This is a genomic window from Bacillus nitroreducens (genome assembly GCF_964021195.1).
Map to the genome: position 1 here is coordinate 1,402,309 of NZ_CAXHYI020000003.1, position 18,828 is coordinate 1,421,136.

At 40.6% G+C, this 18,828-nt stretch carries 17 protein-coding genes; 12 read left to right on the plus strand and 5 right to left on the minus strand.

Annotated features, from left to right (window positions below; all coding sequences use genetic code 11):
• Window positions 1–63 precede the first annotated feature (63 nt).
• Complete coding sequence (locus tag ACWPVE_RS10635; protein WP_453993150.1) at window positions 64–2,424, minus strand: putative bifunctional diguanylate cyclase/phosphodiesterase; 2,361 nt, start codon at window positions 2,422–2,424, stop codon at window positions 64–66.
• Between the two features lie 255 nt (window positions 2,425–2,679).
• Here ACWPVE_RS10635 and ACWPVE_RS10640 point away from each other — a divergent pair, with 255 nt between their 5' ends.
• From ACWPVE_RS10640 to ACWPVE_RS10650, 3 genes are read left to right on the plus strand one after another with little or no spacing between them, the layout of a single operon-like run.
• Entirely contained in the window at window positions 2,680–2,910 is a 231-nt protein-coding gene (locus ACWPVE_RS10640; protein ID WP_453993152.1) for a DUF1659 domain-containing protein, read from the plus strand.
• Between the two features lie 38 nt (window positions 2,911–2,948).
• Complete coding sequence (locus ACWPVE_RS10645; protein ID WP_453993154.1) at window positions 2,949–3,164, plus strand: DUF2922 domain-containing protein; 216 nt, start codon at window positions 2,949–2,951, stop codon at window positions 3,162–3,164.
• 59 nt (window positions 3,165–3,223) lie between these two features.
• Window positions 3,224–3,394 carry a YvrJ family protein gene (locus ACWPVE_RS10650; RefSeq protein WP_453993156.1) on the plus strand — a complete coding sequence of 57 codons (171 nt, stop codon included), beginning with the start codon at window positions 3,224–3,226 and terminating at the stop codon, window positions 3,392–3,394.
• Between the two features lie 123 nt (window positions 3,395–3,517).
• Here ACWPVE_RS10650 and ACWPVE_RS10655 read toward each other — a convergent pair whose 3' ends face one another.
• Entirely contained in the window at window positions 3,518–3,949 is a 432-nt protein-coding gene (locus ACWPVE_RS10655; protein WP_453993158.1) for a hypothetical protein, read from the minus strand.
• A 541-nt stretch (window positions 3,950–4,490) separates the two neighbouring features.
• On the opposite strand from ACWPVE_RS10655, the gene ACWPVE_RS10660 reads away from it, so the two are divergent.
• The 4 genes from ACWPVE_RS10660 to ACWPVE_RS10675 all read left to right on the plus strand — a co-directional run bounded on the left by ACWPVE_RS10660 (window position 4,491) and on the right by ACWPVE_RS10675 (window position 9,172).
• Window positions 4,491–5,570, plus strand: coding sequence for a YecA family protein (locus ACWPVE_RS10660; RefSeq protein WP_453993160.1), 1,080 nt, complete (start codon window positions 4,491–4,493; stop codon window positions 5,568–5,570).
• A 181-nt stretch (window positions 5,571–5,751) separates the two neighbouring features.
• Window positions 5,752–5,880, plus strand: a complete 129-nt coding sequence (locus ACWPVE_RS10665; protein WP_453993162.1) for a hypothetical protein — start codon at window positions 5,752–5,754, stop codon at window positions 5,878–5,880.
• An 80-nt stretch (window positions 5,881–5,960) separates the two neighbouring features.
• Window positions 5,961–6,932, plus strand: coding sequence for a Gfo/Idh/MocA family protein (locus tag ACWPVE_RS10670; RefSeq protein ID WP_453993164.1), 972 nt, complete (start codon window positions 5,961–5,963; stop codon window positions 6,930–6,932).
• A 560-nt stretch (window positions 6,933–7,492) separates the two neighbouring features.
• Complete coding sequence (locus ACWPVE_RS10675) at window positions 7,493–9,172, plus strand: methyl-accepting chemotaxis protein (RefSeq protein WP_453993167.1); 1,680 nt, start codon at window positions 7,493–7,495, stop codon at window positions 9,170–9,172.
• Window positions 9,173–9,256: 84 nt separating this feature from the next.
• On the opposite strand, the gene ACWPVE_RS10680 is transcribed toward ACWPVE_RS10675, so the two are convergent.
• The 3 genes from ACWPVE_RS10680 to ACWPVE_RS10690 form a co-directional block, all read right to left on the minus strand.
• The gene (locus tag ACWPVE_RS10680; RefSeq protein ID WP_453993169.1) at window positions 9,257–9,706 is read right to left on the minus strand and encodes a hypothetical protein; all 450 of its coding nucleotides are present in this window, start codon (window positions 9,704–9,706) and stop codon (window positions 9,257–9,259) included.
• Window positions 9,707–9,848: 142 nt separating this feature from the next.
• Window positions 9,849–10,781, minus strand: a complete 933-nt coding sequence (tagU, locus tag ACWPVE_RS10685; RefSeq protein ID WP_453993172.1) for a polyisoprenyl-teichoic acid--peptidoglycan teichoic acid transferase TagU — start codon at window positions 10,779–10,781, stop codon at window positions 9,849–9,851.
• Between the two features lie 748 nt (window positions 10,782–11,529).
• Entirely contained in the window at window positions 11,530–12,348 is an 819-nt protein-coding gene (locus ACWPVE_RS10690; protein WP_453993174.1) for a purine-nucleoside phosphorylase, read from the minus strand.
• A gap of 154 nt (window positions 12,349–12,502) precedes the next feature.
• Between ACWPVE_RS10690 and rbsK the strand changes: the two genes are divergently transcribed.
• From rbsK to ACWPVE_RS10715, 5 genes are all read left to right on the plus strand, one after another.
• Window positions 12,503–13,432 carry a ribokinase gene (gene rbsK, locus ACWPVE_RS10695; RefSeq protein ID WP_453993176.1) on the plus strand — a complete coding sequence of 310 codons (930 nt, stop codon included), beginning with the start codon at window positions 12,503–12,505 and terminating at the stop codon, window positions 13,430–13,432.
• Between the two features lies 1 nt (window position 13,433).
• On the plus strand, window positions 13,434–14,351 hold the full coding sequence (locus ACWPVE_RS10700; RefSeq protein WP_453993178.1) for a nucleoside hydrolase: 918 nt from the start codon (window positions 13,434–13,436) through the stop codon (window positions 14,349–14,351).
• A gap of 137 nt (window positions 14,352–14,488) precedes the next feature.
• Complete coding sequence (locus tag ACWPVE_RS10705) at window positions 14,489–15,637, plus strand: M20 family metallopeptidase (protein WP_453993180.1); 1,149 nt, start codon at window positions 14,489–14,491, stop codon at window positions 15,635–15,637.
• A 530-nt stretch (window positions 15,638–16,167) separates the two neighbouring features.
• Window positions 16,168–17,055: a formyltetrahydrofolate deformylase gene (gene purU / locus ACWPVE_RS10710; protein ID WP_453993182.1), complete on the plus strand. Its 888-nt coding sequence runs from the start codon at window positions 16,168–16,170 to the stop codon at window positions 17,053–17,055.
• A gap of 155 nt (window positions 17,056–17,210) precedes the next feature.
• A complete protein-coding gene (locus tag ACWPVE_RS10715) occupies window positions 17,211–17,972 on the plus strand; it encodes an inositol monophosphatase family protein (RefSeq protein ID WP_453993184.1) in 762 nt (253 codons plus the stop codon).
• The last annotated feature ends 856 nt before the right edge of the window (window positions 17,973–18,828 follow it).

Genomic DNA, 18,828 nt, shown 5'->3' on the forward strand with positions numbered 1-18,828 from the left:
TGAAGAGCATGTCCCCATGCTTTTAAGCGGGACAGGGACCTGCCCAGTCCCTAATTTGCTCCACTATTTCTTCAACCAGGTGTTTTCAAATTTATCTTTAGGGAGGGGCTTGCCGAAGTAATAGCCTTGGCCATATGTGCACCCTTCTTGAATAAGGAAGTCGAGCTGTTCCTTCGTTTCGATGCCCTCAGCGACGACTTTTACATTTAGGTGATTCGACATTTGAATAATCATTCGAATAAGCACTTTAGACTCTTCGTCTAAATTTTCGATAAAGGAACGGTCAATTTTTAAGCAATCAATTGGTAACTGATGAAGTACGCTAAGGGAACTATAACCTGTGCCAAAATCATCAAGACTGATGATAATACCAAGCTTCTTCAACTGCTTTACGGATTTAACGGATTTTTCCAAATCAAGTAAGGCACTTTCGGTGATTTCGATATCCAAGTGATGGAGCAGTGCATCGTCACCTTTAGCTGTTTCTTTTATAAAATGGTACAAGCTCTCCTTTTCAAAATGTATGGCTGAGATATTCAACGAAATTTGTTGAAAGTCATAGCCTTTCTTTATCCACGAGCAAATCGATTCAAACACTTGTGAAATCACCCATTCGCCGACATCAACAATTAGCCCCGTTTCCTCCAGGACATGGATAAACACATAGGGACTCATCATTCCTCTTACAGGATGGTTCCAACGCAGGAGAGCTTCGGCCCCTTTTAATTTGCCCGTTTGGAGTTCCAGTTGCGGCTGATAGTATACCTCAAATTCATGTTTTTCAAGTGCTTCCTTTAAATCTTGTTCCAGCAGGAAGCGTTCCTCAACGTTTTTCAAGAGTGTATCGTGATAGAAGACCAATTTGCTCTCGCCGTGTTCCTTTGAAGCATACATTGCAAGGTCCGCCTTCTGCAGCAATTCTTCAATTGTCCTTCCGTCAAATGGAAAACGTGCAACACCGATGCTTGCAAAGACCTCTAAAATAAACTCATCATACATAATCGGCATACGAATTGTTTCTGCAATACGATCCGCGATTTTTTCAATTTCCTCATAAGTCACATAGGGAAGTGTAACCGTAAATTCATCTCCACCGATGTGGTAGGCAACGACATCTTCTTCTATCGTTTTGAGTCGGTTCGCAACTTCAACTAAAACAGCGTCACCAGCCAAATGTCCGTAACGATCATTTGTCTTTTTGAATTCATTTAAATCAAGATAGACAAGACTAAAGGGAGTATGGTTGGTGATTTTTTTAGCCACATCTTCCGTTAATTTTCGTTTGTTCGGTAGATTTGTAAGTGGTGCATGATAGGCCATGAATTGAACTTTTTCCATGTTCCTTTTTTGATCCGTTATGTCTTTAATCATTCCGTAGATTCCATGTATGGAGTCATCGACGGTAATGGGAATGTTTCGGACAAATAAATCCGAAACCGTACTGGACGTATTATACATATGAATTTCATATTCAACGACTCCGCCAGCCAAGGCTTTTGCAAATTGTTGTTTAGCGAATACATGCTCTTCTTCAGGAACGAATTTTATAAAATGCTTTCCGAGTATGTCTTCCTTTTTCATACCCGCAAGTCCTTCTGCAGCACGATTAATATCCACGATTACTCCTGCAACATCCATTATTATGATAGCAAGAGGATTTAACTCATATAGGGAACGAAATGATCGCTCCTGTTTTTTTAGTTTTCGTTGCTCTGTGTTTAATTTTTGTTGATACATATTTCCAATAAAAGCAATAAACATAAATAAAAACACACTTAAAAGTAAAAATGGAGCGACGATATCGCCAATATTTATTTCATTATCGCTTGGTAAAACCTGGAGCAGTCCTCTCATTGAAAGATGTTGGAGACCGATGATGGAAATTCCGAACAAGACACCAGTGTAGCCCCTTTTCGTATGATGGTCCTTCTGTAGTTCTTTTTTAAACATATAGCTACTCATCATACTTAAGATGAAGCAAATGAGTACACTAAGTAAAAACCATCCGTTAAAAATGGACATAGTAAAAATGTTATTTGACATGATAAGAGTAAAGTACGTTACAGAGTTACCAAGGGTAAATAATACCGCTGCCTCTACGTAAGAGGTTTTCTTTTTCAAAAGTAACATTAACCCAAGAGAATCAGTTACAAACATGATGAAAAATGATATCACTACTCCAAGAAGTTGAAATCGAAGAGTGGAGGATTCTAATAAACCTGCAATCCCAATAATAAAAGCCGTCTTAGTTCCAAGACTAAACGTAAATGCAGCGATGAAGGTCCAAAGGGTACCGAAGCGTCTTGGTAATTTGGGTATGAGATTTAGGGCAATATCGAAACATATGATGCTAGCAGAAAGAGCGATTAAAATCGAAAAAATAGAATAAGTAACATTGTATTCTGACATATATATGGGAATCATACGTACACCTCAGCCAAATGCATTTGTATGGATAGTATGAACGACCATTGAAGAAATTATGGGAACGATAGGATATTTTTTCATTTACATGTATAAACTGGGTACATGAAGGAAATGATGTATAGTGTATTCCCCCCCTTTGTTATATATTTTTTTATTGGACCTCCCTCGTGGAGGTATTTTTTTGTTTTTTTAGAAGATGCCCCATTTTAGCTCTTACCTCTCTATAACAGTGGTGTAAGGAGGTGAGGGACAATGGCAGTAACACAAGATATTCAACGTACACAGTTACGCTTTGTGTTTGAAAATGGGCTAGATGAAAAAGGGAAAATGACGTATAAAAACAAGAATTACAATAATATAAACCCTTTAGTAAGCGCTGCTGATTTATATGCAGTAGCAGTTGCAATCATCGATCTACAAGACTTACAACTGACAAACATTGAGCGTAATGATAGCTTCATGCTCTCTAGTGATGGTCAATAATTTATTTAGAGAAATATGCAAAAAAGGGGGAATAACAGATGGCAAAAACATTGGAAATGCAGTTTATGAATGAAGATGGAAAAACAACAACGGTTTCGATTGAAAATCCAATCGAGCCAGTGGATCCACAAGCAGTATCGGATGCTATGGACATCATTGTTTCATCGAACGCTTTCTTAACACCTGGTGGGCCGATTGTAGAGAAAAAAGGTGCACGTGTCGTGGAACGAAATGTAGAACCAGTTGAACTTTAATGGAACTTAGGCCAACTCTCTTATGGGAGTTGGCTTTATTTATAGGAAGGGGGATTTTGATGGAAGACCTACTCCTTTTTATTAAAGAGGTTGTCTTTCCTGTCGTCGTGACATTCTATTTGTTGCATCGGATTGAAACAAAACTGGACAGTGTTATCGACTCGATTCAAATGCTACCTCAAAGCATGAGTGCAGACCCATCATATGAAACGAAGAAAAATATTACATGAAAAACGGAGACGTATAAAGACTAGGATTGGATTTTATATTTTTCCTAGTCTTTATGGTGTCCCTTAATCAAGTCTCATCGTTTAAGGAGAGGCTTGTTCGTTGCTGTATCATGTTTCGAACTCTCATTTTATTCTTTCTAGAACAGCGTTATTGATCGTATCACCACGAAGTGAATAGAATATTTCCTTATTCGCTCCTAATTCAAGTGGAATCTTTCTTTTTAAAGGGACGCGATCCCCATCATCTTTTACGTTATTGTCCGTTAAAATGAATAATTCCATTTCAGTTTCACCCTCTAACTCAAAATCCTTTTTAAGAAATTCAAACGTAAGTTCATCTCCTTTTTTAATTTTAGATCCGTCAGCATTTACAATACCTGGTGAATGGTTCAGGATGCTTGCTTCAAGTCCATAAAAATCAAAATTCGTGTTGTTTTTAATGCGAATGATCATATTATTCTCATTCGGTTCAATAGGAGTGCCTACCATTTCAGAACAAGCTGATAAAAACATCATTGATATAACAGCAATTGAAAGTAGTAATATTCTCTTCATTTAATCCATCTCCTCTTATAATTATGTGCATTTTACATAATTAACCAGCAAAATAAATTTAACACATAATTTATTGTTTATCACTATATTTTTATTATTTTAAAACTTATTCATATTGTTTTTCGGATTGAGTTGTAACTAAAATTACTCGAAAAAATCAGCGTTATAACGAGTTGCAAAAACGCACTGAAATGTGAGTGTTTTATATTAAGTGAAGAGTGATTTCCGATACTTAGTTAGTGCAGTAATTCAGATTAGTGACAGTAAAATTTACATAGTGACGGTAAATCTGAGATAGTGACAGTAATTTTTACATAGTGACAGTATTTCCTGGATAGTGACAGTAAACTGGCTGCTTCCCAAATCTGAAAGTCATTTGATATGTCAAGAAGACAATATCTCAACGCCTACCAGTAGGATAATTTTACAGAGCAACATAAACTCATACTAAACCGATATGAATGATATTATTATCTTCGATTGACCCACCGTTTTCTGGAAAATGTGATATGATAGTGTCATAGTGAAAAGAGAAGGGTGAATGAAATTCATGAAGGTTATGGGACGGAACAACCTTTGCACATGCGGGAGCGGGAAAAAGTATAAAAAATGCTGTGGACGGTCCACAGTTGTGTCAATTGATCAAGTAGTCGAAAATGAGTTGAATGATGTTCAGCATGATTTGTTTCAGTATGCACTCCATATGTATGAAGAGTTTTTTGATGACGTATTGGAACAATATGTGGATGTATTTGACGAGCTTCCAGACGATGTGTATGATTTATTTTCATTCTTTTCACGAGTATGGGTGATTTGTTCAATTCCAGTTGGTGAAAAAACCATCTTAGAAGAATACGTGGATATGTACGGTCCAAAGTATAGTCGTCCCCGCACCCGAGACCTTCTCCAGAGCTGGAAGGAGGCAAGACCGTCTGCCTATACGGTAATGAAAGTCGATGAGCGGAGAAACTATATGCTTGTGCAAGATATTTTCACAGGAGATCAGCACCAGGTGAGGATTTATGAGACGGAAACTGAAGTGGAGGCAGGTTATTTTGTGTTCGGAACCTTACTTCCTGCAGGGGCGAACTCCATCTTTTTCCCAACTTTTCTTGAATTGCCAAAAGAGTTTGCTGGTGAAATGAGGAACCTGATTCTTGATCTCTTCGAAAATAGTAACGAGACCAATCCAGTTAAATTTATGTCACATGAATTTATCAATGTATTTATGGTTTTTATGTTTGGAAACGAGACCATAACAGTGGACGACTATGAGTGGAAATCAATAAAACATAAAGAAGTCGCCGAATTGTTCCAGGTTCGGATGGAGGAGTACGGTTACGCTTATGAAATTGTGGGGATTGGACTTGAGCTATGGCACAAGTATTGTGAGCGGAAAAATCCGAGGATTCTTAAAACAGGCCTATACGAGGCTGCATTAGTTTATTTGGTTGAAAGTATCTATCCATATGGAGGCTTTTCCACTCAAGATGAGCTTGCCGAAGAGTATGATGTACCAGCAGGGCGCATCTCAATAAAGTTTAAAGAACTAGAAAAAGTCCTTCATCATGAAATTATAAGATATGAAAAAATGGTCGATGATGTCGAATTTGATCTCTAACAACTCCTTATGCGGGGTTGTTTTTTATTGCGCGAATTCAATATCACGAACCACATTTTTTATTAAAATTGCGAAAACAATAATTATTGTCACAAATTTGTCACAAATTTCCTTTGAAAAATTTGTTGAATAGTGTAAAATGGATTTTAATTGGAAAATAAAAAAATGGTAGGTAAATAGTATGAGTTCTGAACAACTTCTACAAATAATGATTGACATCCAGAAAAAAGTGGACGAAACCACTTCTATTACAACTGAAGAGGTCATGAAGGACCTAATTGGTAGATTGAAAGAATGTCAATCCGCTTAAATCAAGACTACCAATAGATGAAGTCAGAGGAGTACTCTGGCTTTTTTTGCCTTGAAAAATAACAAATTGGAGGAACCGAGATGAAAAAGGTTCGCTTTGGAGTTTTATCAACAGCAAAAATCGCACGAAATACCTTAATTCCAGCGATGGAACGCGCGCATAACGCACAGGTTGTAGCGGTTGCGAGTGAAAGTGGGAAGGCGAAGGAGTTTGCGCAAGAACTAGGCATACCAAAACATTACGAGTCATATATCGACTTATTAAACGATCCAGAAATTGATGCGGTGTACATACCACTTCCAAATCAGCTACATAAAAAATGGGCAATTGAAGCTGCAAAGCATGGCAAGCATGTCCTATGTGAAAAACCAGCTGCGTTGACAGCAGAAGATGTGGAAGAAATAGCGGCGGTTTTTAACGAACAGAATGTGATTTTTATGGAAGCGTTTATGTATCAATTCCATCCTCAACATCAACGTGTCAAAGAAATAATTGCAGATGGTGAAATTGGAGATGTGAAGTTGATTCGCTCCACTTTTTCATTCTCTCTCGACTTACAATCAGATAACATTCGCTTAAAAAAAGAGATTGGTGGCGGTGTGCTGTATGATGTGGGTTGCTACTGTATTCATGCAAGTCGTCTGATTACAGGTGAAGAGCCAGTTGAGGTGAAGGCAACGGCAAGTATTCATCCGACACACGATGTGGATATAACGGCAGCAGGTACATTGAAGTTTGCAAGTGGTGTAATTGCAAATTTTGATTGTAGCTTCGAACAGCCTTTTAAGGAACACTATGAAGTTGTCGGCACAAAAGGTTCTATATTTGTGAAGCACGCTTTCCGGCCAGATAATCAAGGTGGAAATGGAATGGTTATCGTGAATACGGACGTTGGCCAGCGCGAAGAAACGGTCCAAGGTGACCAGTACAAATTACAAGTTGAGCATTTTGCAGCATGCGTGCTTTCTGGCAACCAACCTCTGTACAGCGCTAGCGAAACTGTGAAAAATATGCGAGTCATCGAACAGGCACTAGACGCAATTCGTAAATAAAAGGCCAGCCCTCGGGCTGGCTTCATTCGTTTCAACCTCTTTTCCTGTGTTTATTAACCTCGACATTCCTGTCTATAATCGCAAATTACTATCCTTAATCGGTTAATACCAACTCTATCAAAAATTTCCTCTAGTAAATGTATATCTATCAAAAATCTGGTAATACTAGATTACTAGTGATAGAACGTACAGAAAATGAAACAGGAGAACCGTCCCCCTGTTTCATACATGGAGGGATTATGATGATGAAGATGAATGTAAATGTTGAGTTGCCAGAGGTTTTACCAGCGAGTAAGGATGATTTTTTGAGATTATTGCTAGAATTAGTGGTAAAAAAGTAATGGGAATTTGGATGTTGGATATTGTTGGATGTTGTAAAAACTTATATACTAATAGGTGGAAAATCATATATTACGAGAGAGGGTATTTGGAATCGTATACATAGACTGTAATGCAACAATCTTTCGATCAAATATGTGATGTGCTTAAGGCCATTCAATCAGGATTGGTCTTATTTTGTTGACTTATTTCTACTATTATACAAGAAAGAGGTAACATGCATGAAAAGTATCCGCACGAGATTAATCGTTAGTTTTTTTACGATTATCATTCTTTGTGTAGGTTTAGCGACCTATAATTATTTGGCAGTGTCTAGTATGAACCAGCAGACGGAAGAGGTAGTTTCTGATGAACTTGCAGTTCTACTCGAAATAAATAGTTTGAAATACAATATTTCGCAGAGTATTGGACTTGCACGCGGTTACGTGCTTTACGGGGAGTCCTCTTATCGCAATGATTATGATATCTATTCGGTAGAATTTGACCTTATCGAGCGAAAATTAGGTCCGATGGAAATTGAAGAGATCGAGGGGCTTTTAGACGAAACAAAACAGTGGCGAGAAACGATTCAAAAAGATGTCTTCACCTTATATGATAACGGTGGAACGGCACTGGCGACAAATCATCTCCAGACAAAAGTTCAACCAAAAGCAAAGGACCTAATAGAGCGGATTGAAAAGCTATCCAATGAGCGTGAAAGACAGATGACCGCAATGGGCAAGCAGGTAGTCAAATATGGCCAATCATCAAATATGGTTGGGCTTGTAGTAACACTGGCTGTGTTTATTTTGGGGACGATTATTTCAATTTATACGTCTATAGTGATTGGAAGACCTGTGAAAAATGTCGCAACCCGCATGAAGGCGATCTCGAATGGGGAGCTTCAGGCAGAACCGATAAAGACAAAGTTGAAGGACGAAATTGGACAGCTTGTTACAGCGGTCAATGATATGAACGATAACCTGAGGGGCATGGTTAAACAAATGGCTGTTGTCTCGGATAATGTGACGGGACAGAGTGAGGAGTTGACCCAGTATGCGGATGAGGTCATGGCGGGTAGTCAACAAATTGCGGTCACCATGGAACAACTTTCTCATGGCGCTGAAAACCAAGCAACTTCCTCGACGACTTTAACTGAAAAAATGAGTCATTACACACAAGAAATCATGCAGGTTGCGGCTAAGGGTGATGAGATAAAAGATCAGTCACAGGGATTAGTAACGGTGACGAATAACGGAAGCAGCTATATGGAAACGTCGATTCAGCAAATGAGCCAAATTCATGAAAAAATGAAGCAGTCTCATCAACTGGTGGTCGGATTGGATCATAAAACAAATGAAATTACAAAGCTTGTAAATGTGATACAGGAAGTGGCGGAACAAACGAATCTATTAGCTTTGAACGCAGCAATAGAGGCAGCGCGTGCTGGTGAACATGGTAGAGGCTTCGCGGTTGTGGCAGACGAGGTTCGAAAACTCGCCGAACAGGTTGGTACATCCGTTACAGAAATCACAGGAATTGTAAAGGACATCCAATCTGAATCAAGACAGGTCGTGCAATCCTTAAATGATGGCTACCAATCCGTTGAAGAAGGTACTGCCCAAATTCAAACAACAGGCGAAACATTTAATGAGTTAAAGCGATCAATTGAAGAAATTGGGTCGCAGATTGATTCCATGTCGAACTCGCTATATGGGGTACTGGATGATACGAGGGATATTAGCGTAGCAATTGAAGGAATCGCATCTGTCGCCGAGGAATCTGCAGCGGGTGTCGAAGAAGTATCCGCAACTGCCCAACAATCAAGTAGTTCAATGGAGGAAGTTGCAAAAAGTGCAAAACAACTTGAAGAAACCGCAGGTAATTTAAACAAGCTAATACAAAAATTTAAAATGAATTAATTTGGCAGGTTCTTTGTCGCGGAGTAGAGGGAACTTGTCACCATGTCTAAACCAAGAGGATGCCTATGCAATTACAGGCATCCTTTACTCTTTTACTCTCATTTTAACGTTGCGAAACATAAATGTTGTTTTTTCTTTCTTATTGGTGAGGACCATCGCATCGATTTGTGAAGTGGTGTCTTGCAGCTCAACCTCAAGTTGAATCGTCCGCCATGGTTCATGCAAGCCAATCACTGCAGAGGCGTTCTCTGCTAAAAAGGTTCCTCGTGCATCGGTCTCGTCGACCAGTAAAAAGACAGCAGTATCACCTTTTACCTGGACCTCAAACACAATTGTTTCTCCACCTTTCACTCCTTTAGGTGAAAAAACAAATCCTTCATTCTCCTCTTCACCTTTTGTTTTTACCTCAAACGTTCCATCCTCAACCTGCACAACCGTTGCACTCACACCCAAAAACGGAGACTTTTTCGCTGCAGAAGCAGGTGAAACCATAACAAATAAAAGTGCTATACAAAGTAAAGATTTGATTTTCATACCATGTACCTCCCTTTGGGACACTGATCTTGTCCACCTGTCCCATTAGTATGTGGAAAATGGAGGAAAACATGTAAAGCATAAAAAAACAACCAGCATAATACTGGTTGCTTTGTGACAAAACCTGTTCATGAGGTTCTCATTATTCGATCTCCAAATGTTGTTTCAATCGTGATGAGACAGCCTGGCGTTCTTCTTCGGAAACGATCCAATACCATCTATCTAAGGTTTTACCTACACCGTTGATGCTATATTGCTCAATGTTATGGCGAGCATCTTTGTAATTCGCTTGGATTGTTTTCATTTCACCAAAGGAAATATCGGTTGTGACATTATTTCCAAGCGCCCCAAGAATATCATCAAATTTTGTAACAGATGAAAAGCTTGCTCCTTTATTAATAATTCCTTGGATAACCTGCTTTTGGCGATCCTGTCTACCAAAGTCACCACGAGGATCATCATAACGCATCCTTGCATATCTTAGAGCTTGTTCTCCATTTAGAGTCAGTGGACCTTCCGCAAAGGATGAACCTTCATAAGAAAATGCAAATGTATTGTTAACCTGAACACCGCCTAGTGCATCAACGATTTGCTTGAGACCATCCATGTTCACCTTCACATAGTAGTCAACGGGCACATCGAGAAAATTCTCAACGGTATCAATGGTCATGTTAACCCCACCAAATGCGTAGGCATGGTTGATTTTATCCTGTATACCTTTACCAACAATTTCTACACGTGTATCACGCGGAATACTTAGCATTTGCATGGAATTCGTACGAGGATTCACCGACATCAAAATTAGAGTGTCAGTACGACCTTTATCACCCGAACGTTCATCCACACCCATGAGCAGGATGGAAATGGGATCCTGTTTGCTAATATCAATATTCTTCTCACGCTTATCCGAAGGATCTCTTTCCTCATGCATTTTTCCAACCGTGCTTGCCACAGTTTGATATAAGTAAACGGCGTATCCACCGATGGCTACCACTAAAACAAGAGCTATGATTCCAATAATTTTCGGCCATTTTCGTTTCGTCTTCTTTTTCGAATGGCGCTCAGTACGACTCACATAGATCAACCCCTTTTTCGTAGTTTGCTAGCTGATAAAAATAGGCCACATGTATTAGACGTTTGTAAAAAGAAAAGGTTACAAGAATGTCTGAAAATGTCAAAATTAATTAGAATTTCATGAAGTTTGACGAATTTGAGGTGCAAGTGGGTGATTGTATATTAGTATGTAAGAAGATTGTGGTAATGATGTATGTAATTGATTATTTGATTGGTATCAGGGTAAGGGAGCTAATACTTAGGTTGCGATGCAAACCCCTGAGCGAAGGCGCAAATCCTGATGCGAAGGCGCAAATCTTTGTTTGAGTGCGCAAATCCCGATGCAAGGACGCAAATCCTTGTACAAGAGCGCAAATCTTTGTTTGAGAGCGCAAATCCCGGTGTGAGGACGCAAATTCATGTGTGAGAGTGCAAATCTTGATGTGAGAACGCAAACCCTGGTGTGAGAGCGCAAAACCTTTGTTTGAGTGCGCAAATCCATGTGCGAGAGCGCAAAACCTTGTGTGAAGGCGCAAATCTTTGGTTTGAGGACGCAAATACCGATGTGAGAACGCAAATCTTTGTGTGAAGACTCAAATCCTTGTGTGAGAGTGCAAATCCCCGAATGAAGACGCAAATCCTGATGCGAGTACGCAAATCCTTGTACAAGAGCGCAACCCCCTTTCCAAAGACCCGAATCCCTTAGCAAAAACAAAAATCCCCGCGCAAGACGAAACCGTAGTTCCTCACGCGGGGCCACACATAAATGATTATACTCTTTCTAATACACCTTTTACCAAGTCTATGAATTGGGTCCTAACTTGAGCTGCAACTTCGATAACTTCGTCGTGGCTTAGTGGTTGGTCGAGGATGCCGCTTGCCATATTGGTAAGACAAGAGATACCAAGTACCTTCATTCCGCCGTGGTTTGCGACGATTGCCTCTGGAACAGTTGACATTCCTACCGCGTCAGCACCGAGAGTACGAATCATGCGGATTTCTGCTGGCGTTTCATATGTTGGTCCACTCCACCATGCGTATACACCATCATGTAGGGTAATGTTTTTATCTTTTGCAATATCCGAAGCAATTCCGCGAAGTGCTTTATTGTACACTTCGGACATATCAGGGAAGCGAGTTCCTAACTCTGGGTTGTTCATCCCAATTAGAGGGTTTGTTCCAACTAGATTAATGTGATCTGTAATTAACATTAAATCTCCAGGTTTAAAGCTTGTATTAACAGCACCACATGCGTTTGTAATCAGTAGATTTTCGACGCCAAGTGCTTTCATGACACGAACAGGAAATGTTACTTCATCTAGCGAGAAGCCTTCATAATAGTGGAAACGTCCCTTCATTGCCACTACGGTTTTCCCCATCAGTTGACCAATCACAAGTTCATTTGCATGACCAACCGCTTCTGATCTTGCGAAATGTGGAATCTCGTTATATGGAATGACGATTGCATTTTCAATCTCATCGGCCAAACTTCCAAGACCAGATCCTAGAATCATGCCAATCGTAGGTTGTTGATCGGTTTTGCTTAAAATATAGTCTTTTGCTTCCATAATGTCCGCAGTTTTATGCATATGTATATTCCTCCAAATTTCCAATTTTGCTACTGTTTATTAGTTTGTCTATAATATTCTATATTATTATCACGTTTTTTTACAGGTGGACCGTTAAATTGTCCTTGAAAAAATGTATGGGGACTGTGAATCTTTGTCCAATAGGGGGATAACAATGACTGCGGAGATTGTGGTTGTAGGTAGTTTGAATATGGATATGGTGGTAAATGTGAGTAAGCGGCCCGAATGGGGTGAAACCATTATGGGCAAGGGTTTTTTTACAGGCAACGGAGGAAAAGGGGGGAATCAGGCTTATGCAGCGGCGAAGCTTGGAGTCTCTGTTGCGATGCTCGGCCTAGTCGGTGACGATATTTTTGGTGAACAGCTTTTAAAAGGATTATCTGAAGTAGGGGTAGACACGAAATATATTGAAAAAGTATCAGATGTTTCGTCTGGCGTGGCAGTTATTAGTGTTAACACAGAAGGGGAAAATAGCATCATTGTCTCACCTGGAGCAAATGACCACGTTACTCCTGAATATGTGAAGAAGTACGAACATGTCATTCGGGATGCAAAACTTGTTATGCTGCAGCTTGAGATTCCGTTGGAGGCGGTCATCGAAACGGTTAACATCGCTCATACATACAATGTTCCAGTGATGCTAGACCCTGCGCCTGCACAGAAACTACCAGATGAACTTTATAAAAAGATAACCTTTATAGTGCCGAACGAGAGTGAATTAGGCATAATTACTGGTACAAAGATATTAAATATTGAGTCTGCGAAAGCGGCAAGTGCAGGGCTTTTAAAAAAAGGCGTGGGTACCGTGTTTGCAAAGCTAGGGAGTAAAGGAGTTGTTGTGTCGAGGAAATCCGAAACGTTTACTGTTGAGGCACGCAAAGTGACAGCGGTCGACACAACAGCAGCAGGCGATGCATTTGCAGGTGCACTTGCAACAGCACTCGTCAGCGGGAAGAGTCTGCAAGAAGCAACCGAATTTGCAAATATCGTAGGAGCACTTACCGTCACTAAAAAGGGTGCTCAAACCTCGATGCCAACACTCAAGGAAACCATAACCGTCCTGCAGGGACATAAGGAGGTATAAGATGAAAAAAGTTATCTTGGATGTAGATACAGGAATCGATGATGCAATGGCGATTGCGTACGCGGTGAATTCACCTGAACTTGAGATCATCGGATTAACGACATGCTATGGAAATGTTACCGCTCGTGAAGCGACACGAAATACATTGGCCGTATTAGAGAAACTTGATAAACGAATTCCTGTCTACGAGGGAGCTGAAAAGCCAGTAGCCCGAGGACCTAGAGAAGGATATGCCAAACATGTTCACGGAGAAGACGGTTTAGGCAATAGGTTGGATTTCACACCGCAAACCACGGCTGAACCTGTATCTGCAATTGATTTTATAATTGAACAGGTAAAAAACCATCCCAACAAGGTGACCGTGATAGCAGTGGGTCCATTGACAAACTTGGCGCTTGCGATTCAAAAGGCACCAGAGATGGTTGAACTTGTCGGAGACGTTGTGATTATGGGTGGTGCGGTTTTTGTACCTGGAAATGCGACACCATATGCGGAGGCGAATATTTTTACAGACCCAGAGGCTGCGGAAATTGTGCTCTCATCTGGTTTACCAATTACGCTAGTTGGACTTGATGTGACTCTGCAAACCTTGTTGCCGAGAGATCGAGTTGAAACATGGCGGGTAACGGAGACTGGCCAATTTTTTGCGAATGTGGTCGGTTTTTACCACGACTTCTATGAAAAGACGAGTCCAGGAATTGGTGGCTGTGGGCTCCATGACCCGTTGGCAGTTGGTGTGGCAATTGACCCAAGCATTGTGAAAACAGAATCCATTGGGATTGAAGTAATGAAAAGTGGATTGGAAGACGGCAGGACAGTTCCGAATCGGAGTGGAGAGTCGAAAATTCAAGTGTGCACTGAAGTAGACGCTAACAAGTTCCTTGAACACTTTTTACAAAGAGTACCCGTAGCCGAGTAAAAAATTAAAAACCCATGCTGCAAACTAGTAGCATGGGTTCATTTTATGTAATATTGTAATATAAAACAGGACGCTGGTTCGTTGTCCAAAGTGTAAAATGGACGGACGTGGATTTGGTCCCAAAAGGTGGCATTGTAATGGAAGAAAACATTGTTCAATTTTTAAAAGATAAAGAGACTGAGATGGTGGAGGTTCTAAAAAGTTTAGTTGAGTTGGAATCACCATCCCATGACAAAGAGGCTGTGGACCAGGTGGGCAAGGAGGTTCAGAAGCTTTATGAAAAATATATTGGTGGTTCGATAAAGATTTTTCAGGATAACAATTTTGGCGATCATCTCCGCCTTGAGTTTGGCGAGGGAGAAGAGCAAATCTTAATTTTGACCCATATGGACACGGTTTGGCCAAAGGGCACGCTGGAAGATCTCCCATTCCGTATTGACGGTGATAAGTTATATGGTCCTGGGTCGTTTGATATGAAGGGAGGCATTGTCCAAGGATTGTTTGCTCAACATGCCCTCAAAACCCTCCAAGTCCCATTGAAATCTAGAGTTGTCATGTTGGTAACGACTGATGAGGAAATTGGAAGTGAGTCATCCCGTGACTTGATTGAAGCGGAAGCGAAAAAGAGTAAATATGTCCTCGTGTTAGAATCCGCGGCAAGTTCAACGGAAGGTAAGCTGAAAACCTCGCGTAAAGGCGTTGGTATGTTCACCATACGAGTGAAAGGACGGGCTGCACACTCTGGCATAGAGCCTGAAAAAGGAATTAGCGCCATCGAGGAATTGGCACGCCAAACCCTTTATCTGCACGGCTTAACCGACTTTGAAAAAGGAACAACCTTAAATATCGGTCTAGTAAAAGGGGGAAGTGCCTCAAATGTGGTAGCGGCAGAAGCAGAGGCAGAACTCGATCTACGCGTGAAAAATAACGCCGAATTTGAAAGGATCATTCCGTTGATTCAGGGCTTAACGCCATCAAAGGAAGGTTTAACGATTGAGGTAACAGGTGGTATCAATCGACCTGTTATGGAGAGGACCCCTGAAATAGGAAAAATGTTCGATACAGCGAAGAGTCTAGCAAAGGAATACCTTGGGTTTGAGCTACAAGAACAAGCAAGTGGTGGCGGAAGTGACGGCAGCTTTGCCTCACAATTCGCGCCAACTCTGGATGGCCTAGGTCCCGTTGGTGACGGTGCGCACGCATCAAACGAACACCTCCTTATCTCGCAAATGCCCGTAAGAAGTGCGCTTGTTGCATTATTAATTGAAAAACTAGGTAATGAGTAGAGGAGAGGTTTAGCTCTCGTTTGTGTGGAAATGCGTTCTATGTGGGGTATATGTGGACATGTGGAATGGTATGAGTCTACGGATGTGAAATGCGTGCTCATTCGCGTATATGCGTCTACGCGTGATTGAAATGCGTGCTCATTGGCGAATATGCGCCTACGCGTGATTGAAATGCGTGCTCGATCGCGTCATGCGCCTACGAGGGATTGAAATGCATGCTTGTTCGCATATATGCGCCTACGCGTGATTGAAATGCGTGCTCATTCGTGTATATGAGTCTACGCGGGAGTGAAGTGCGCGCTCGATCGCGAATATGCGCCTACGATGGATTAAAATTCGCGTATATGCGTCCTCCCGAGAGTAAATGCGCCATTGCTCGTGTGACATGCTCCCTCCCCATTGAATTAGTCTCATACAAGAAGATGCGCTTCAACAACAAAATTTTTGTCGACAAGCCAACTGAAATTTTTAGACAATTATGTGGGTTGCTGATATAATATTGCTCATTACGTAAGTGTGAGGTTATGACCATGTATTTTAATAAGGAAGAGTTTCAAAACAAACATAAGAATCACGGAAGGTTGCTGGTGAGCTGTCCTGACCAACCTGGAATTGTGATGGCGATATCACAGTTTTTGTATTCATTTGATGCAAATATCATTGAATCTAGTCAATATTCGACACATCATGAAGGTGGAACATTCTATCTACGTATCGAATTTGACTGCCCATCTTTGACAGAGAAAAAGCCTGAAATGGAATCAGCGTTCCTTGAAGTTGCAGAAAAATTTTCAATGGAATGGAAGTTAATCGATGTTCGAAATGTGAAAAGAACAGCTATTTTCGTGTCGAAGCAGCTTCACTGTCTACATGAGCTTTTATGGGAATGGCAAAGTGGGGACTTGATGACAGATATTGCGCTTGTTGTGAGCAACCATGAAGACGCGAGACCAGTTGTTGAAAATCTCGGAATCCCGTTTGTCTACATTCCAGCGAACAAGGACATTCGCAAACAAGTTGAAGAACAGCAATTGAAGCTGTTAAAAGAATACGAGATTGATCTCATCGTACTGGCGCGCTATATGCAGGTATTGACGCCTGATTTTGTCGCAGCCTATCCAAACCAAATCATCAACATCCATCACTCATTCTTGCCTGCATTTATCGGAGCTAGACCATACGAGCGTGCGTACACGCGTGGGGTAAAATTAATTGGTGCAACATCCCACTATGTGACAAATGACTTGGACGAGGGTCCAATTATTGAGCAGGATATCGCGAGAGTGGATCACCGTGATGATGTCGCAAGTCTGAAAAAAATCGGTCAAAGTGTGGAACGAAGCGTATTAGCACGTGGAGTGAAATGGCATCTTGAAGACCGCATTATTGTCGATAACAATAAAACAATTGTGTTTTAAAACTTCGTAGAGTCACCAAATTGGTGGCTCTTTTGTTTTTATCTTATTAAAAATCCATCATACACACATTTCGGAAGCAAATACATGAACTTTTTTCTAAAGATTAGTAGTCTATAAGAGTGGTACCTTAAAAATATGAAGAGGTGTATTGTGACATGTATAACGAATTCCTTACGTTTGCAATCGAACTTGCAAATGAGGCTGGAAAATTTATTCGTCCCCATGCTGGAAAAGCAGGTCATCAAAATACTAAATCTGCCAAAGACTTTGTAACAGAAATGGACTTACAATCAGAGAATCTCATCATCGAAAAAATTAAAACACAATTTCCTACCCACAACATCTTCAGTGAAGAGATAGGAAGAATCAAAGGTTCAGACGACTATGAATGGGTCATAGATCCAATTGATGGTACTGTTAACTACAGTGTGGACTTACCATTTTACGGAGTTTCAATCGCACTTACGCATCGAGGAGAACCGATTATTGGTGTTATTTCCTTACCTGCACTCGGAGAAACATTTTGGGCTGCAAAAGGTGAGGGGGCGTACCTGAATGGTGAACGAATTAAGGTGAGAGAAACTTCTCTTTCAGAGTCCTTTGTATCTTTTGGAGACTTTGCAAAGGATGGGGATAGGGAGGCAAATCGAGAGCGAATAAATCTACTAAATATCTTGGCGAATGAAGTATATCGAATACGTATGGTAGGTACAGCTGCGCTTAGTCTTTCCTATATAGCGGCTGGTAGACTGGACGCAGCTATCTATCGGAATATTAACTATTATGATATAGCAGCAGGCGAGCTTTTGATAAAAGAAGCGGGAGGAGTCAAATTTACAAAAGGTCACTACACCTACTTTGTAAATGCGAAAGTGGCAAATGAGTTGATAGATTTAGAAGTTGAAGCTCTAAAGTAAATCCTCTATTTGAATCCATACATGAAAAATGAGCAGCTTCTACCTGCTCATTTTTTCTTTTTATCTAGGAAAATAAACGTAGAAACTTTGATATGGGACACTAACTTGAATATATGGGACAAAGATCCGTAAATATGGGACAAACCTGCCCAAATATGGGCCACAGCTCAAAATATAAGGGACAAACCTTCGCATATATGGGTCATAAACCAAAATATATGGGCCATATCCCCAAATCATACTACTTTCTATAAAAAGTTCATTGCCTTCTGGTTCACCCAGAAGGCAGACTAACTAACAACCAAGGGAGTGGTCCAATTCCTACTTTGATATGGGACAAAAAACCGAATATATGGGACATACCCTTCCAAATATGGGCCACAGCTCAAAATATAAGGGACAAATCTTCACATATATGGGCCATAACCAAAATATTGGGCCATATCCCTAAATACTATTGCTTTCTATAAAAAGTTCATCGCCTTCTGGTTCATCCAGAAGTCAGACTAACTATCAACCAAGGGAGTGGTCCAACACCTATCTTGATATGGGACAAAGATCCGTAAATATGGGACAAATCTGTCCAAATATGGGCCAAAGTCCAAAATATAAGGGACAAACCTTCGCATATATGGGTCATATCCCTAAATCAAATTGCTATCTCTAAAAAGTTCATTGCCTTCTGGTTCATCCAGAAGGCAGACTAACTATCAACCAAGTGAGTGGTTCAATTCCTACTTTGATATGGGACAAAGATCCGTAAATAAGGGACAAACCTCCACCTATATGGGCCGCAGCGCAAAATATATGGGACAAATCTCCACATATATGGGTCATAAACCAAAATATATGGGCC

Bases quoted from the DNA above. Each gene is read 5' to 3' on its own strand.
- ACWPVE_RS10635 (WP_453993150.1), bottom strand. From the start codon at position 2,424: ATGATTCCCATATATATGTCAGAATACAATGTTACTTATTCTATTTTT.
- ACWPVE_RS10640 (WP_453993152.1), top strand. From the start codon at position 2,680: ATGGCAGTAACACAAGATATTCAACGTACACAGTTACGCTTTGTGTTT.
- ACWPVE_RS10645 (WP_453993154.1), top strand. From the start codon at position 2,949: ATGGCAAAAACATTGGAAATGCAGTTTATGAATGAAGATGGAAAAACA.
- ACWPVE_RS10650 (WP_453993156.1), top strand. From the start codon at position 3,224: ATGGAAGACCTACTCCTTTTTATTAAAGAGGTTGTCTTTCCTGTCGTC.
- ACWPVE_RS10655 (WP_453993158.1), bottom strand. From the start codon at position 3,949: ATGAAGAGAATATTACTACTTTCAATTGCTGTTATATCAATGATGTTT.
- ACWPVE_RS10660 (WP_453993160.1), top strand. From the start codon at position 4,491: ATGAAATTCATGAAGGTTATGGGACGGAACAACCTTTGCACATGCGGG.
- ACWPVE_RS10665 (WP_453993162.1), top strand. From the start codon at position 5,752: ATGAGTTCTGAACAACTTCTACAAATAATGATTGACATCCAGAAAAAA.
- ACWPVE_RS10670 (WP_453993164.1), top strand. From the start codon at position 5,961: ATGAAAAAGGTTCGCTTTGGAGTTTTATCAACAGCAAAAATCGCACGA.
- ACWPVE_RS10675 (WP_453993167.1), top strand. From the start codon at position 7,493: ATGAAAAGTATCCGCACGAGATTAATCGTTAGTTTTTTTACGATTATC.
- ACWPVE_RS10680 (WP_453993169.1), bottom strand. From the start codon at position 9,706: ATGAAAATCAAATCTTTACTTTGTATAGCACTTTTATTTGTTATGGTT.
- ACWPVE_RS10690 (WP_453993174.1), bottom strand. From the start codon at position 12,348: ATGCATAAAACTGCGGACATTATGGAAGCAAAAGACTATATTTTAAGC.
- rbsK (WP_453993176.1), top strand. From the start codon at position 12,503: ATGACTGCGGAGATTGTGGTTGTAGGTAGTTTGAATATGGATATGGTG.
- ACWPVE_RS10700 (WP_453993178.1), top strand. From the start codon at position 13,434: ATGAAAAAAGTTATCTTGGATGTAGATACAGGAATCGATGATGCAATG.
- ACWPVE_RS10705 (WP_453993180.1), top strand. From the start codon at position 14,489: ATGGAAGAAAACATTGTTCAATTTTTAAAAGATAAAGAGACTGAGATG.
- purU (WP_453993182.1), top strand. From the start codon at position 16,168: ATGTATTTTAATAAGGAAGAGTTTCAAAACAAACATAAGAATCACGGA.
- ACWPVE_RS10715 (WP_453993184.1), top strand. From the start codon at position 17,211: ATGTATAACGAATTCCTTACGTTTGCAATCGAACTTGCAAATGAGGCT.